The following is a 15,622-nucleotide window of genomic DNA, read 5'->3' as shown; positions in this document are numbered from 1 at the left end:
AGTCCTCTAAGACTCATAAAGAGTAAGCTCTTGTGAAAAAACATCCTACCCCGTATTTTTGTGCTTACTTCAATAATCAGGTTTTTCTGTCTTAAGGCAAATTCTTGCGAGTGTTTATATGCGAAATAAAGTTATTCTGTGGTTTACTGCCTTAGCGCTAATCCAAACTCCATTAGTTATAACAGCTACAGAAACTGTCAAAGAGGGGTACGCACTAGTTGAATCTATTACTATTACAACTAAGGGTGAAAATGCTCTAAATAAACGTCCCCAGCCAAAATTGAAAACTAAACAAGGTTCCTTGTTTTCTCAAACAGATTTCGATGAAGACTTGCGCAACCTATCAAAAGATTATGACAAAGTAGAACCGAGTGTTGATTTTGCTAACGGGAAAACTATTATCTCCTTAGTTCTTGTTGCTAAACCTTCTATTCGCCATATCCACGTCGTTGGGAATAATGTTGTTCCCGAGTACAAAATTACTAAGACTTTGCAAGTGTATGAAAATGATTTATTTTGCAGAGAGAAATTCTTAAAAAATATCGATGATCTTCGTATTTATTATCTTAAACGTGGTTATTTTGATTCTCAAATTACTTATGAATTGGATCATAATGAAAATCGCGGCTACATTGATATAACCATAAAAATTTATGAAGGCCCTTGTGGTAAAATTAAAAAATTAGAATTACGTGGACTCAAGCGTTCAGAGAAAGCTGATGTTAAGGAATTGATCCTTACAAAACAGTATTCTAAAACTACTAGCTGGTTTACAGGAAGTGGATTATATCATCCTGATATTGTTGAACAGGACGCCTTTACTATTACTAATTACTTGCATAATCTAGGTTATGCAGATGCCACTGTTACTCCTAAAAGAGAAGTCGATAAATCAGGAAATATTACTCTCTGTATGGACGTGAATAAAGGCCCTCTCTATACCTTAGGGCACGTTCATATTGAAGGTTTAGATCTTTTACCGAAACGACTTGTAGAAAAACAACTATCTGCTGGTCCTAATGATATCTATTGCCCTAACAATATCTGGGATGGCGCTCAAAAAATTAAAGATATCTACTCTAAATATGGCTATATAAACACCAATATTGATGTTGTATTTTCCCCTCATGCTAGACAACCTGTATATGACGTTACCTATCAGATAAGTGAAGGATCTCCTTATAAAGTAGGGTTAATTAAAATTACTGGAAATACGCATACAAAACATGATGTTATCTTACATGAAAGCAGCCTATTTCCTGGAGATACTTTTAATAGATTAAAACTTGAAGACACAGAGCAACGTTTAAGAAACACAGGATATTTTCAAAGCGTGAGTGTTTATACCGTACGCTCACAGTTAGACCCATTAAATAGTTCTGAACAATATCGAGACATATTTATAGAAGTCAAAGAAACTACAACAGGAAATCTCGGACTATTTCTTGGATTTAGCTCTTTAGATAATTTATTCGGAGGTATTGAACTTTCTGAAAGCAATTTTCATCTACTAGGAATCCATGAATTATTTTCTAAAGGACCAAAATGCTTGCGTGGTGGTGGTGAATATTTATTCCTAAAAGCAAACTTTGGGGATAAAGTAACAGATTATACAGTGAAATGGACTAAGCCACATTTCTTAAACACCCCATGGATTTTAGGAGTAGAACTTGATAAGTCTATCAATAAGGCTCTTTCAAAAGAGTATTCCGTAGAAACTTATGGAGGAAATGTCAGTACTACTTATATTCTAAACCAGAAATTAAAATACGGTTTACACTACCGTGGAAGTCAAACGAGTCTACATAAAAAAAAGAAGCTTCAAACAGGTCCCGATCCTGAAACCAATAAAGGTTTTGTTTCTGCTGCTGGAGTAAATTTAAATTATGATTCAGTTAATAATCCACGAAATCCAACAACAGGAATTCGTGGAGGAATAAGTTTTGAAGTTTCTGGTCTCGGTGGTTCTTATCACTTTACCAAGTTGTCTATCAATAGTTCTATCTACAGAAAATTAACAAGAAAAGGAGTTTTAAAAATTAAAGGAGAGGCTCAATTCCTTAAACCCTTTAATAATACTTCTAAGGATGGTATTCCTATAAGTGAGCGCTTTTTCTTAGGTGGAGAAACTACTGTTCGTGGGTACAAACCCTTCCTTATCGGTCCTAAGTTCTCACCTACAGAGCCTAAAGGTGGATTATCTTCCCTACTTCTTACTGAAGAATTCCAATATCCATTAATCACCCAGCCTAGTGTAAGCGCCTTTGTCTTCCTAGATTCTGGATTTGTAGGCCTTAAAGAATATACTATCCGATTAAAGGATCTTTGTAGTAGTGCTGGATTTGGTTTACGTTTTGATGTTATGAATAACGTTCCAGTTATGTTAGGATTTGGTTGGCCATTCCGCCCTACAGAAATGTTTAACAATGAAAAAATTGATGTATCTCAACGCTTCTTTTTCGCTCTTGGAGGTGTATTCTAAACACTTACTCATCCAGTTAATTAGTAAGATTTAATATGTTTTATGTTCTCATAGAGATTAATAAAGGTTAGTAATGAAAAAATTTTTATCCATTTGTTCAATTTTAATCAGTTCATCCACAATCACACAAGCTTATGCTAATGTATACTCTTCAGAAAGCAGATTGGGTGTTGTAAATTTAAAGCGTTGCTTAGAAGAATCTAAGCTAGGAAAAAAAGAAACTGAAGAACTTGAAAATATGAAACAACAATTTTCAAAAAATTCAGAAAAAATGGAAGAAGAACTCACAGCACTTTATAACAAGTTGCAGGATGAAGACTATATGGAAAGCCTATCCAGCACAGCTGCTGAAGAATTAAGAAAAAAATTCGAAAATCTTTCTATGGAATACAATTCTTTTCAATCGCAATACTATCAAATGATTAATCAAAGTCATATGAAAAAGGTGCAAAAGTTAATACAAGAAGTAAAAAAAGCATCTGATATTGTGCGTGAAAAAGAAAGTTTATTTGCTATACTCAATGATGAAATAGTTTTATCTATTGATAGTGCTGCTGATAAAACAAATGAAATTATCAAACTTCTTGATGAATTTTTTAAAAATAACTAGACTTTCATAAAGTTCATCGGTTTTTTTTGTATGTCCAAAAAGCTTGCTTATACTCTTCAACAGCTAGCAGACCTATTGCAAGTTGAAGCTCAAGGAAATGTAGAAACTCTAATTTCTGGTGTAGAAGATATTAATGAGGCACAACCTCATCATGTAACTTTTTTAGATAATGAAAAGTATGCTCGTTTCATAAAAACCACGCAAGCAGGTGCTATCATCCTATCAAAAGCTCAAGCACAAAAATATGGCGATTTGAACAAAAATTTCCTAATAGTTTCAGAGCTACCTGCAATTGCTTTTCAAAAGTGTATTGAACTGTTTATTTCATCTATTGACTCTGGATTTAAAGGTATCCATCCTACTGCAGTTATTCATCCTTCAGCACATATTGGTAAAAACGTATGCATAGAGCCCTATGCTGTAATTTGCCAGCAAGCATGTATAGAAGATAACTCCTTTATTGGAGCAGGAAGTATTATTGGTGCTGGTTCAACTTTGGGAGAGGGTTGCGTTATTCACCCCAAAGTCGTTATCCAAGAACGTGTTGTCTTAGGGAAACGTGTGATTATCCAACCTGGAGCAGTAATCGGCTCTTCCGGATTTGGATATATCACCAATGCTTTTGGTCGCCATAAACATTTAAAGCACTTAGGTCAGGTAATTATTGAAAATGATGTAGAGATTGGTGCAAATACCACAATTGATCGTGGGCGCTTTAAAAATACTATTATTGGTGAAGGGACAAAAATCGATAATCAAGTGCAAATCGCACATCATATAGAAATTGGTCAGCACTGCATCATTGTCGCCCAGGTAGGAATTGCAGGTTCTACAAAAATAGGCCACCATGTAATTATAGGAGGACAAACGGGAATTACCGGCCATATTTCCATCACTGATCATGTTATCATGATGGCACAAACAGGAGTTACAAAATCTATCACTTCTCCTGGAATTTATGGTGGGGCTCCTGCCCGTCCTTACCAGGAAATCCATCGTCAAGTTGCTAAAATACGAAACTTGCCCAAATTAGAAGAACGTATGAGTATACTAGAGGAAAAAATTAAGGAATTAAGCATGACAAACGCAAGTCACGGCGTTGCGTCAGCTGATCTTCAATAATTAAGCCCACGATGATTTAAATCGTCTCTTCAACATTAGCATTTTCACTATACTTTTATTAATAATCGTAGGACTAATTCTTCCAGAAGAAATGATTTGTGTTAAAGTTTTTATACCTAACTTAAGCTCATTAAAATGGGAAAATATAAAACATTCTGCTCCATAATTTAAAAATTTTACTGTGCTTTCAGGATTTGAAAATATAGAACTTCCTATAAATTTCAAACTTGAGAAATCTGCACTAATTGCTAAACTACGAATAGTATTTGCTAAGCTATAACGTAAGGCAATTGGACTAGGAGTAACTGTTGCAGGAGTAACATCAACATTGCATAGTCTTCCTTGAATATTTCCTGAGCTCTTTAACCCTTGAATAAGTTGAGAATAATTTACTAAATCCATGCTGAAAATTTCTTGAAAAACTAGTGAAATAAAAACTCCATAAGTCTTGATTAACTTCCCTAAGTTTTGTCCTAACTCATAAAAATCCTGATAGTCTATTAAAGTCAAATCTCGGTAAGACAAATAACAGGACAAACTATTAGATACAGAAGCCGCTATGAGTAAAGGAAGCGTTGTTAATTGATTGAAATCTTGGATATACTTACTCTGCTGTTCTAAAGAACCACATAGTAATAAAACACCCCCTAAACCAAATAAACTTTCATACTCCCGTACTGTTTTTATAAAAGTAACAGAATCCACGCCACAATCAGGAACATAAAAAAATAACTGAGCTAATTTCCTTTCCATAGATTTCAAAGTAGAAAAAACCTCACTAGTTTCTTCTAGTTCTTCGTTTTTATAAGGAAGCCACTGTACCTTTTTTAGATAATGACTAGCGGTATGCTTATCATGTTGAAATTCTTGAACTGAAGTAACAAATCTTTTTTTTATATTTAAAAATTTTTTAATTTCTTTATCTGTTTGTGAATTACCTGAATCTTGGTTATAAGGATTTCTCATCAAACTATCCGTTTTATCAATATAAAAACAATGCCGACTACTCGATCTCTTAATGTCCATAGGTCTTGTCCTTCACTTCAAATAGGCATACAAATCCGTAAATATTAAAGATTTCCCTAAAAAATTTAATTACTTTTTTGATCTTGTCTTTTCAAATCCATGAATTTATAATACAACATAACTTAGTCCTAGACGTAACTCTCGTATAAGGTATGTCCAACTCTTGTAATCATTACAATATTGCCTCACAAACAAGCGATATATCTATCGTACAAACTACTGTTGACGCCTATGGTGCCTCCCACTGTTTAGCATTACTCAAACAAATGCTTCTCATTCGTGAATTTGAAGCAAGAGGAGAAGAAGCTTATTTAGAAGGACTGGTTGGAGGGTTTTATCATTCCTATGCCGGTCAAGAAGCTGTGGCCACAGCAGCTCTAGCAAATACAGGGACACATCAATGGGTCTTCTCTTCCTATCGTTGTCATGCTCTAGCAATACTACTCAATGTCCCCTTAAGATCTCTTGCAGCAGAACTCTTAGGCAAATCTACAGGTTGTGCTTTAGGTCGTGGAGGGTCTATGCACATGTGCGGACCTAATTTCCCTGGAGGATTTGGTATTGTTGGAGGACAAATACCCCTTGCAGCAGGAGCAGCATTTTCTATAAAATACCGTGGAGAAAACAAAATTTCTTTAAGTTTTATTGGGGACGGAGCTGTTGCACAAGGCGTATTTCACGAAACATTAAATTTTGTAGCCTTGCATCAGCTTCCCCTTATGCTAGTTATCGAAAATAATGGATGGGGAATGGGTACATGCCTAAATAGAGCTATTGCTAAACAACCCATAGGAGAATCTCAAGGATCTTCCTACGGGATAAAAGCGTTTACCCTGCAAGGATTCAACCTTTTTAATTGTCTCTTAGGATTTAAAGAGGCATATGATTATATGCAGCAAACCGGTCTTCCTACTATTGTAGAATGCTTATGCTCGCGATTCCGAGGACACTCTATCTCTGATCCTAACCTCTATAGAAGCAAAGAAGAAATGCAGCGTATCTTTAAAAAAGATCCTATTCTTTTTGCTAAAAACTGGTTTATTCAATTAGGAATTTTGTCTGAAGAAGATTTTTTAATAATGCGTCAAGAATGCAAAGAAAAGGTTTTACAAGCTTTTACAGAAGCTAAGTCGGACCCAGATCCAGAGATTGCCACTCTAGAAGAAGGTGTTTATGCCTAAGTATGTTACATTAGAAATCCGTGAAGCCCTTAGAGAAGCTATTGATGAAGAAATGGCCAGAGATCCTAATGTATGTATATTAGGAGAAGAAGTTGCAGAATATAACGGTGCTTATAAAGTAACAAAAGGTCTACTGAATAAATGGTCAGCATCGCGAGTCATTGACACACCAATTAGTGAAGCAGCATTTTCTGGTATTGGCATTGGAGCAGCATTAACAGGCCTACGCCCAATCATTGAATTTATGAGTTGGAACTTCTCCCTAGTTGCTGCAGATCAAATTATTTCTCATGCAGCCAAAATGCATTATATGACGGGAGGACTATTTTCTGTTCCTATCGTATTTCGTGGCCCCAACGGTGCTGCCGCACAAGTATCCTGTCAGCACTCTCATTGCGTAGAGGCCCTATATGCAAATATTCCTGGGTTAATTATTATCTCTCCGTCAAATCCTTATGACGCAAAAGGATTATTAAAATCAGCAATTAGAGATAATAATCCCGTTCTTTTTTTAGAAAATGAATTGGAATACAACTTAAAAGGAGAAGTCCCTGTAGAGGAATACCTAGTACCTATTGGTAAGTCACGCATCGTCGAAGAAGGTACAGACTTAACTATAATCACTTATGGCCGTATGGTCACTGTTACTAAACAAGCTGTAAAATTAGCTAAACAACGTTTTGGGCTATCTATAGAAATTCTTGATTTACGAACAATCAAGCCTCTAGATATTTCTGGAATCCTTGCTTCAGTAAAAAAAACAGGGAATTGTATAGTCGTAGAGGAGGGGCATTACTTTGCAGGAATTTCTGCAGAAATAATTACGGAGATCACAGAACATATTTTTGATTATTTAGACCACCCACCTTTGAGGGTATGTCAAAGGGAAACACCCATGCCCTATAGTAAAATTTTAGAACAAGCAACCCTTCCTAATGTTAATCGTATTATAGACACCATCGAAAAGATCATGAGGTAATTTGTGATTTCCTTACTAAAAATGCCTAAACTTTCTCCAACTATGGAAGTAGGAACAATTGTAAAATGGCATAAAACGAGCTGCGATAAAATAGAGTTCGGTGATGTTCTTGTAGAAATATCAACAGATAAAGCAGTCTTAGAATATACTGCATCCGAGGAAGGGTGGTTCCGAGAAGTATTAGCTCAACATGGAGAAAAAATTGCTATTGGCACTCCTATAGCAATAATATCGACAGAAAAGGATGAACCTTTCAACATAGACGATCTTCTTCCTAAAACATCATCTCCTACACCATCAAAAAATCTAGAAGAAGATATTATTTCATCTCCTGATCAAGTTTCCAAGACAATTTCTTCCTCCCCCAAAGTGGCTGTCGTCGGATTCAGACCAGAACCTCCTCTTTCTTCGCCATTAGCATTAAAACAGGACATTGGCAAATCTCCTATTTCTCCTCTAGCTAAACGCATAGCTAAAGAAAAAAATCTAGACACATCAGGAATTCAAGGAAGTGGTCCTGGAGGACGCATTGTAAAAAAAGATTTAGAAAATGCTCCTCTTAAAGGCATTGCAGGATTTGGTTATCCTGAGGCCCCTAGTGTTCATCCAGGTTCCTATCACGAAGAAAACCTTTCGCCTATTCGAGAAATAATTGCCGAAAGGCTACAAGCTGCGAAAACTTTTATTCCTCATTTTTATATAAGTCAAAAAGTCTATTTTACTCCCCTACTATCCTTATTAAAAGAACTACAATCTCAAGGGATTAAACTTTCCATTAATGATTGCATTGTTCGTGCTTGTGCTCTAGCTTTAAAAGAATTCCCTAGTATAAATTCAGGATTTAATAGTATCGACAACAAGATTGTACGTTTTGAAACTATCGATATTTCTATAGCTGTTGCCATCCCAGATGGTATTATTACTCCTATTGTTCGTTGCGCAGACCGTAAAAATATCGGTATGATTTCTGCAGAGATTAAAAACCTGGTATCTAAAGCAAGATCTCAGACTTTGAAAGAAGAAGAATATAAAGGAGGGTCTTTCTGTATTTCGAATCTAGGAATGACGGGGATTACTGAATTTACAGCAATTATTCATCCCCCTCAAGCTGCGATTCTTGCAGTTGGTAGTGTTATTGAAGAAGCCATTGTTATCGATGGAGAAATCACAATAGGCTCTACATGTATGCTGACGCTATCTGTAGACCATCGTGTTGTTGATGGGTATCCCGCTGCTCAATTTATAAAACGCATACAGAAGATTCTTGAAGCTCCCTCCGTGCTTTTATTAAACTAATCTGTTAGCATAAAGCGTTTCTCATGAGAAACGCTTTGTCTCTAGCTTTAACTAACTAGAAAAAGGTATATTCCAAATATCTTTGGCATAATTGGCGATTGCTCTGTCACTAGAAAAGAATCCCATTCCTCCTACATTATAAATAGATTTTTTTACCCACTCATCTTCTTGTACGTATAGAGAGGCTACTGACTCATGAGCTTTAATGTAAGATTCTAGATCTGCAAGTACATAAAATGGATCTCCCTCGTGTAATAATCTATGAACAATAGGTTTGAAAAGAGATGAATCTGAAGCATTAAAAAAGCCTTGATCTAAGAGCTGCAAAATGTGTCCTATTTTAGGATTTTTATCACAAATACTTTGAGGGTAATATCCTCTTCGCATTTGTGCTATTTCTTCTTCTAATAAACCGAAAATGAACATATTCTCTTTTCCAATGTACTTAAGCATTTCTATATTCGCTCCATCCATCGTGCCTATTGTCAAAGCTCCATTTAAAGCAAATTTCATATTCCCTGTTCCAGAAGCTTCCATGCCTGCTGTGGAAATCTGTTCAGAAATATCTGAAGCCGGCATAATCATCTCAGCCATAGTCACACGATAATTTGGTAAGAATAGAACTTTTAATCGATCATTAACTTTAGGATCCTGATTGATGCATTCAGCAACACTATTAATAAGTTTAATAATTAACTTTGCAAAAGCATATCCAGGAGCAGCTTTACCAGAAAAAATCACAGTAGTTGGAGAAATAAGTGAAGAAGAGTTTTCTTTAATATCAATATAAAGATAAATAACACGCAATATATTCATCAACTGGCGCTTATATTCATGAATACGCTTCACATGAAAATCAAACATAGACAATGGATCGATAATTACTTCTAAATCCTTTTTTACTCTCGCAACAAAATCTTGCTTATTTTGGAGTTTAATTTTTTTCCATTGTTCTCTAAATCCTGCATCATCAGCAAAAGAGATAATCTTATGAATTTCTGAAAGATCAGTAAGATGTTTATTTCCTATTGTCTGATCTAATAAGGCATTTAACCTAGGATTACATAATGCTAGCCAACGTCTGGGAGTGATTCCATTAGTGACATTAATAAACTTATCAGGGAAAAAGTCTAAGAAATCTTTAAATAAAGTAGTCTTAATCAAATGAGAATGAAATTCTGATACACCATTAACTTTTGCAGAACCTATAACAGCAAGATTTGCCATGTTAATATGTTTCTCACACCCTTCCTCAATAATTGATAATGCGCGTCGCTTATCATTGTCTCCGGGGAATCGTTGAGAAACTTTATCTAGCCAACGTGAATTAATTTCATAAATAATTTCTAAATGTCTAGGCAATAATTTAGAAAACAAGTCTATAGACCAACGTTCTAGAGCTTCTGGTAATATAGTATGATTTGTATAATTGAATATCTTTGTGGTCATATCCCACGCCTTATCCCAAGGCAACTCTTCTCTATCAACCAGAATATGCATCATTTCTGCTATTCCTAATGCAGGATGAGTATCATTTAATTGCACCGAAACTCTGTCTGCTAAACGATCTAAAGAGATGCGAGTTTTCGTATACCTACGAAGAATATCTTGGATTGTTGCTGAAACTAAGAAATATTCCTGTTTTAATCGTAATTCTTGGCCCTCAAAAATAGAATCATTGGGATACAAAACTCGAGAAATATTTTCTACTAAGGCAATATCTTCTATCGCTCGAATATAGTTCCCGTGGTTAAAATAATTAAATTGAAACCCATGAGGTGATTGTGCCTGCCACAAACGCAAAGTATTTACTGTATCGTTTCCATAACCTGGAATAGGTACATCATAAGCCATGGCAAGAACTTCCTGCGTATCTGTTAACTCAGCAATTTCTTTACCCCTAGCATCAGTGTAATGAATCACTCTGCCATAAAAGTGCACTGGATAGAGATATTCTCCTCGACATATTTCCCAAGGATTTCCGTAACGCAACCATTCATCTGGTGATTCTACCTGATAACCATTAATAATTTTTTGATCAAAAATACCATAATCATAACGAATTCCATAACCATAAGCAGGAATTCCTAATGTTGCCATGGAATCAAGATAACATGCAGCAAGACGTCCTAATCCTCCATTACCTAAACCCGCATCAGCTTCCATTTCAACTAAACTATCGAAATCGTAATTCAGACTAGCTACAGCTTCTCTAACTATGTCTAGTATTCCTAAATTTAGAAGCTGGCTTTTCAAGCTTCTTCCAAGTAGAAACTCCATAGAAATATAGTAGACACGTTTAACGTCTTTCTCATAATAAGTATTTTGAGTTTTTAACCATCCTTTAGCTAACCACTCCATGACAGTCTGTGCTACAGCCATAAATATATCTCTCATAGAGGCAGACTCTGGAGACTGAACCACTCCAAGGTACAAACGATCTAAAATAGACTGACGCATAGTCTCTATGTTTACTAAACTTTTATTGAAGCCCATGTACGCAATTCATCCAAATATTAAGAAATCTTTTCAAACTAATAAGAAAAAATTAGAAAAAAATAAAGAAATTAGAAAAATAACACGCAAGCCATCTTCTGAAATTAGAATATTATAAATAGACTAGTTGAATAAATATGTCAGAGACACTTTCAAATGAAAAAATTGACAAAAATATATTTACTATCAATAATTTTGTTTTTTTGTTTAGAGAATGCTATGGTTGCTCCTCATGAGTTTGGGGCTTTTGCCCATCGCTCCAATAAAAATGTTTTTACGTTACAAGATATTAACAGGGGTTCTTCTCGTCCTGATAGACCTAGGTGCACAATAACTCGATCTTCGCGCACATCTTCTCTACCTACATCAAAAAAAACTACGGCTCTCTTATTCGGATACGGTATCTTCTTATTACTATCCTGTTTAATACATGCTGCTACAGCAACATTATTATTAGTAGTCGGGAGTCTCTGCCACCCAGCGCTTATAGTTGCAGTAATTTTGGAAGTCCTTATGGCCATAGGAATTCTAATGTGTCTGGCATGGACTTCTTGTAAGTTAATCGAAACGCAAGAAGGAAGGAATAATAATTAAATCTTGATTTCAGCATAGAATCTCTTCTTCAGGGAAAAACTCCAGACTTTTATATGCTGAACTTAAAGTTTTCATAAGATCTTTAGTAGCAATACTGATGTCGAGGCCTCCCTCCTCTATTTTTTGAGAGACCGTACGTATAGAAGAAATGACCGTAGAATGATCTCGGGAAAATACATTACCTATACGCACATAAGACAAAGACAATTTCTGTCGACATAGGTACATAGCTACTTGCCTAGGAACAACATACTCTCTAGATTGAGATCTCCCCAAAATACTTTCTGGAGATACTCCATAATATTGAGCAACAGCACGAACAATTCCTAAAGGAGTTAATCGAACACTCTCAGCAGCATCTAAAACATCACGTAAGAGTGACTGTATATCCGTTTCATACAGCAATTGCTGAGAAATCTTCTTATAAGCAACACGCTTAGATAGCAAATTTATTGCATGCAACAATGTTTTGACATTAGAAGATAATGCACAAATTAAAAAATCTAGTGCCGTACTTTCTATACGAAGATTCAATTGCTCAGATTGTCTCATTAAAAAATTATGCAATCCTTCCTTAGCAAGAGGATGGATAGGTACAACTACTCCCCACTCAAACCGACTAATTAAGCGTTCCTCTACAGATTTCAAATCCCCAGGAGCACATGAAGAAGAAAGCACAATAAGTTTGCCTTCTGTATGCAAAGAATTAAAAGTATGGAAAAACTCCTCTTGCGTAGCTGACTTACCAGAAAAAACTTCAATGTCTTCTATAAATAAAGCATCAACACTACGATAAAAGGAACGGAAACGTTGCATTTCTCCAGACCGTATAGCTGAAACCAAATGCTCTGTAAATAAATCTGAAGCTACATATAAGATCTTTCCTCCAGACTCTTTAAGAGCACTCACTGCAGCCTGCATTAAATGTGTCTTTCCTGATCCTTCAGGACCAAATAAATATATAGGATTAAAAGGAAAACTCACGGTGCCTTCAGAAGGCTTAGTGAACTCTTGGAAAATACGGAAAGGTAGGTCGTTTTCAGAAGTCACTAGAAAATTAGAAAATGACATAGTAGGATTAACATTCCCGTACTGCATAGAAAAACAAGATGTCTTCTCATATTGAATCTGTTTTTCTCCATATAGGGAAGTAGTCTTATCTAGTGAGGTAATGTGAACCCGGATCAATTTTCCGTTGTTATTCACCAAATGAGCCTTTACCTTAGGCCGTATGTGCTCCTCAAACCAAGTTACCTGAAAAGAATCCTTAGCCTCAAGATAGAGATTGCATGCGTCAAAACATAGGACTTTTAATGACCTTAACCATTTGTCTACAGTACCCGCTCCAATTTCTTTTTCTTGTAGCAGAAGAAAGTCTTCCCACGCTCGCATAAAACTATCTCATCCAAATAGTTTTTATATATCCCATATTAAATAAAAAATCTTTGTTTTTAATTATCTTTATTTTTTCTTATTAACAGAGACTTCATTTTTAAGATGCTTACTATCTAAAATTCTATTAGTAACCCACTGTTGAACTATTCCAAGCAACATAGAAGAAAGCCAATAAATATTTAATCCCGAAGGGAAATTATAAAACATCAGGGTAAACAAAACAGCCATCATAGTTCCCATAGCTGCTTGTTGTCGTTGCTGATCTGTCATAGGTCCTTTCTTGCTTACAGAGACTTTCTGTTGAGCAAACATTACAATTCCCAATAGTATAGGCAGAAGATGAAATTCATTTCCGAAAAACCATATTGGTGTCTTCCAAGAGAATAATATATCTGGAGCTGTTAAATTATCTATCCACCCAGGAATGAATGTTGCTCCACGAAGTAAGAATGATGATTTAAGTAAATCAAACATCGCTATAAGAAAAGGTAACTGAATTAACAGAGGAACACATCCCGTAATAGGATTGACTTTGTTTGTTTTATACAAAGACATGATTTCCATTTGAGCACGCTTAGGCTCTTTCTTATACTTCTTTTGGATCTCCTGGATATATGGAGAAAGTTTTTGCATACGTCTCATAGAACGTATTGACCAAGCATTCAAAGGGTACAGCAATAATTTCAGAAATACGGTAAGTAAAATAATAGAAATTCCCCATGACCCAGTAATCATTCTGAAAAACTTCATAATGATGAAAAGCAGCGCAGCAAAAGGCTCCGTAATAAAAGCAAATAAACCACGGAAAGTAATGCACTCTAAATAGTTAGGACTGTCCCCTCTAGTGTTTGTATATGCCTGATCTAAAGCACTTAAAGTAGACTCTGCAAGAGGTCCAGCATATACTAAGAAACGATGAAACCCTATTTCTTTAGGTAAAGGAAGCAGTGTCTCATAACCCGGATACTTAGAAACAGGATAAGCCTGATTTTTTGGAGAAAGCAGAGACAAACGCGTAGGAACTATGTTACCCGGAACATAGGCAGAAGCATATCCTGCCGGAATATCTGTCAATGGCGATAAAATAATACCAAAATACCCATTAGAATTAATAATCCATTGAGGGTATACCCCGCTTCGTATTGTTAAAGGATTTTTAGGCTTAGGAAGTTTTACCTTATCTAACTGTCCTTTATCTTTCTTAACAACACGATATTTAATTGTAGGAGTAAATGCACTAGACATAATCTCTACTTCAGGAATCCCTGAGGTTACCCATACATCTTCGATAGCACGGTCTAATGAAACTTCAAGTTCAAATGCATATGGTTGATTGTTAAATAGTTTATACTTTTTTCTAACTAAACTATCTAAACTTTCTAGTTCTAACGTAGTGTGATTAAAATTAATTACACGAAATCCAGAAGCTAAAGGACTTGTTAACTCTCTACCTGAGACAAGATTTAAAGCATGATAGCAATCTGGAGTTCTCTTTTTAGGATCAGAAAGTATTCCTCTACGCAATAACGGATAATATCCTCCTACTTCATTCACTACTTCATGGTTATTTGCTCCTAAAGCAGGAAACCCAGGAAAAGAAGATTCTGCAGGATCCTGAGAAACCAAATCGCGGTCAAAACCAATTTCATTAACAATACTTTTATTATCTTTCGAAGCAAAAGGGAGATTAATCCCTTCGATAGAACCACTCTCACGAGAAACAACTAACTGAATGTAATCATTAGACAATACAAAATATTGGTCTCCACTCAATGCATCTACATTACGAGAATCTGTAAAAATAGCAGCTCGAGTTATTGGCAAATCTAAAGATTCTAATTTTTCCGTGCGAGAATCATAAATACCTAGAGGAAGATATTCATTCCCCGATCTCCAAAATACTAGTGATGTTCCGTAGATCGGACTATTCTTATTATAAATTTTACCTTGGTCTTGAGAATATTGTCCGATAAAAACTATAGGTTCCTGATTATTACGAAACTCAACTACTAAAACAGGCAAACGTTCACTAGTTACAGGTAAAAATACTCTGCTTACATTTGTAGAAATTTTAGATTCTTCAGTCTCAGCGTACAAAGCAACACGAAGATCATCAAAAGCAATAGTTTCATCAACAAAATGCCACTGTGTTTCAGAAGCATATACGGATCTATTCGACGGCCCTCGGTTAAGAAGAAGTAGGTGTTCTCCTATTCGCACTGCATAATGATTTTTTTGGCTTTCTTCAGGAGATATAGACCAAGGAGCAACACTTAAACCTACTGACTGTGCAATAGAAAGAACTTCTTGCGAAATTGCCTTTTGTTCTTTGGATAAAGCTTTGTAGCTACGGAAATCCTTATAACCAAAAAAGATTTGGCACCCTATAAAAGTCATGCTAACTAAAGACACAAACAATAGCGAACGTTTATTCATTGAAG

11 protein-coding genes are annotated in these 15,622 nt (G+C 35.6%); 7 read left to right on the top strand and 4 right to left on the bottom strand.

Features of this window, described 5'->3' with window-relative positions; genetic code table 11:
* Positions 1-118: 118 nt before the first annotated feature.
* The 3 genes from bamA to lpxD all read left to right on the top strand — a co-directional run bounded on the left by bamA (position 119) and on the right by lpxD (position 4,214).
* A complete protein-coding gene (gene bamA, locus RT28_RS01370) occupies positions 119-2,482 on the top strand; it encodes an outer membrane protein assembly factor BamA (protein WP_038500356.1) in 2,364 nt (787 codons plus the stop codon).
* A 73-nt stretch (positions 2,483-2,555) separates the two neighbouring features.
* The gene (locus tag RT28_RS01365) at positions 2,556-3,092 is read left to right on the top strand and encodes an OmpH family outer membrane protein (RefSeq protein WP_038500353.1); all 537 of its coding nucleotides are present in this window, start codon (positions 2,556-2,558) and stop codon (positions 3,090-3,092) included.
* A 30-nt stretch (positions 3,093-3,122) separates the two neighbouring features.
* Positions 3,123-4,214 (top strand): UDP-3-O-(3-hydroxymyristoyl)glucosamine N-acyltransferase, encoded by a 1,092-nt coding sequence (gene lpxD / locus RT28_RS01360; RefSeq protein WP_038500350.1) that lies wholly within the window; start codon positions 3,123-3,125, stop codon positions 4,212-4,214.
* Here lpxD and RT28_RS01355 read toward each other — a convergent pair whose 3' ends face one another.
* Entirely contained in the window at positions 4,215-5,240 is a 1,026-nt protein-coding gene (locus tag RT28_RS01355; protein ID WP_038500347.1) for a hypothetical protein, read from the bottom strand.
* A gap of 152 nt (positions 5,241-5,392) precedes the next feature.
* Between RT28_RS01355 and RT28_RS01350 the strand changes: the two genes are divergently transcribed.
* From RT28_RS01350 to RT28_RS01340, 3 genes are read left to right on the top strand one after another with little or no spacing between them, the layout of a single operon-like run.
* Positions 5,393-6,421, top strand: a complete 1,029-nt coding sequence (locus RT28_RS01350; protein ID WP_038500344.1) for a thiamine pyrophosphate-dependent enzyme — start codon at positions 5,393-5,395, stop codon at positions 6,419-6,421.
* Positions 6,414-7,400 (top strand): alpha-ketoacid dehydrogenase subunit beta, encoded by a 987-nt coding sequence (locus tag RT28_RS01345; protein ID WP_038500341.1) that lies wholly within the window; start codon positions 6,414-6,416, stop codon positions 7,398-7,400. Before RT28_RS01350 ends, RT28_RS01345 begins: the two co-directional genes overlap by 8 nt.
* A gap of 3 nt (positions 7,401-7,403) precedes the next feature.
* Entirely contained in the window at positions 7,404-8,696 is a 1,293-nt protein-coding gene (locus RT28_RS01340) for a pyruvate dehydrogenase complex dihydrolipoamide acetyltransferase (RefSeq protein WP_038500338.1), read from the top strand.
* 51 nt (positions 8,697-8,747) lie between these two features.
* Here RT28_RS01340 and RT28_RS01335 read toward each other — a convergent pair whose 3' ends face one another.
* Positions 8,748-11,192, bottom strand: coding sequence for a glycogen/starch/alpha-glucan phosphorylase (locus RT28_RS01335; protein ID WP_038500335.1), 2,445 nt, complete (start codon positions 11,190-11,192; stop codon positions 8,748-8,750).
* Between the two features lie 219 nt (positions 11,193-11,411).
* On the opposite strand from RT28_RS01335, the gene RT28_RS01330 reads away from it, so the two are divergent.
* Positions 11,412-11,786, top strand: a complete 375-nt coding sequence (locus RT28_RS01330; RefSeq protein WP_038500332.1) for a hypothetical protein — start codon at positions 11,412-11,414, stop codon at positions 11,784-11,786.
* 9 nt (positions 11,787-11,795) lie between these two features.
* On the opposite strand, the gene dnaA is transcribed toward RT28_RS01330, so the two are convergent.
* Positions 11,796-13,178 (bottom strand): chromosomal replication initiator protein DnaA, encoded by a 1,383-nt coding sequence (dnaA, locus tag RT28_RS01325; RefSeq protein WP_038500329.1) that lies wholly within the window; start codon positions 13,176-13,178, stop codon positions 11,796-11,798.
* Between the two features lie 69 nt (positions 13,179-13,247).
* The gene (gene yidC / locus RT28_RS01320) at positions 13,248-15,617 is read right to left on the bottom strand and encodes a membrane protein insertase YidC (protein WP_038500326.1); all 2,370 of its coding nucleotides are present in this window, start codon (positions 15,615-15,617) and stop codon (positions 13,248-13,250) included.
* Positions 15,618-15,622 lie beyond the last annotated feature (5 nt).

The sequence above is a fragment of the Chlamydia avium 10DC88 genome (genome assembly GCF_000583875.1).
In the GTDB taxonomy this organism is placed as follows: Bacteria; Chlamydiota; Chlamydiia; order Chlamydiales; family Chlamydiaceae; genus Chlamydia; species Chlamydia avium.
This window is presented reverse-complemented; position numbering and strand designations above follow the sequence as displayed.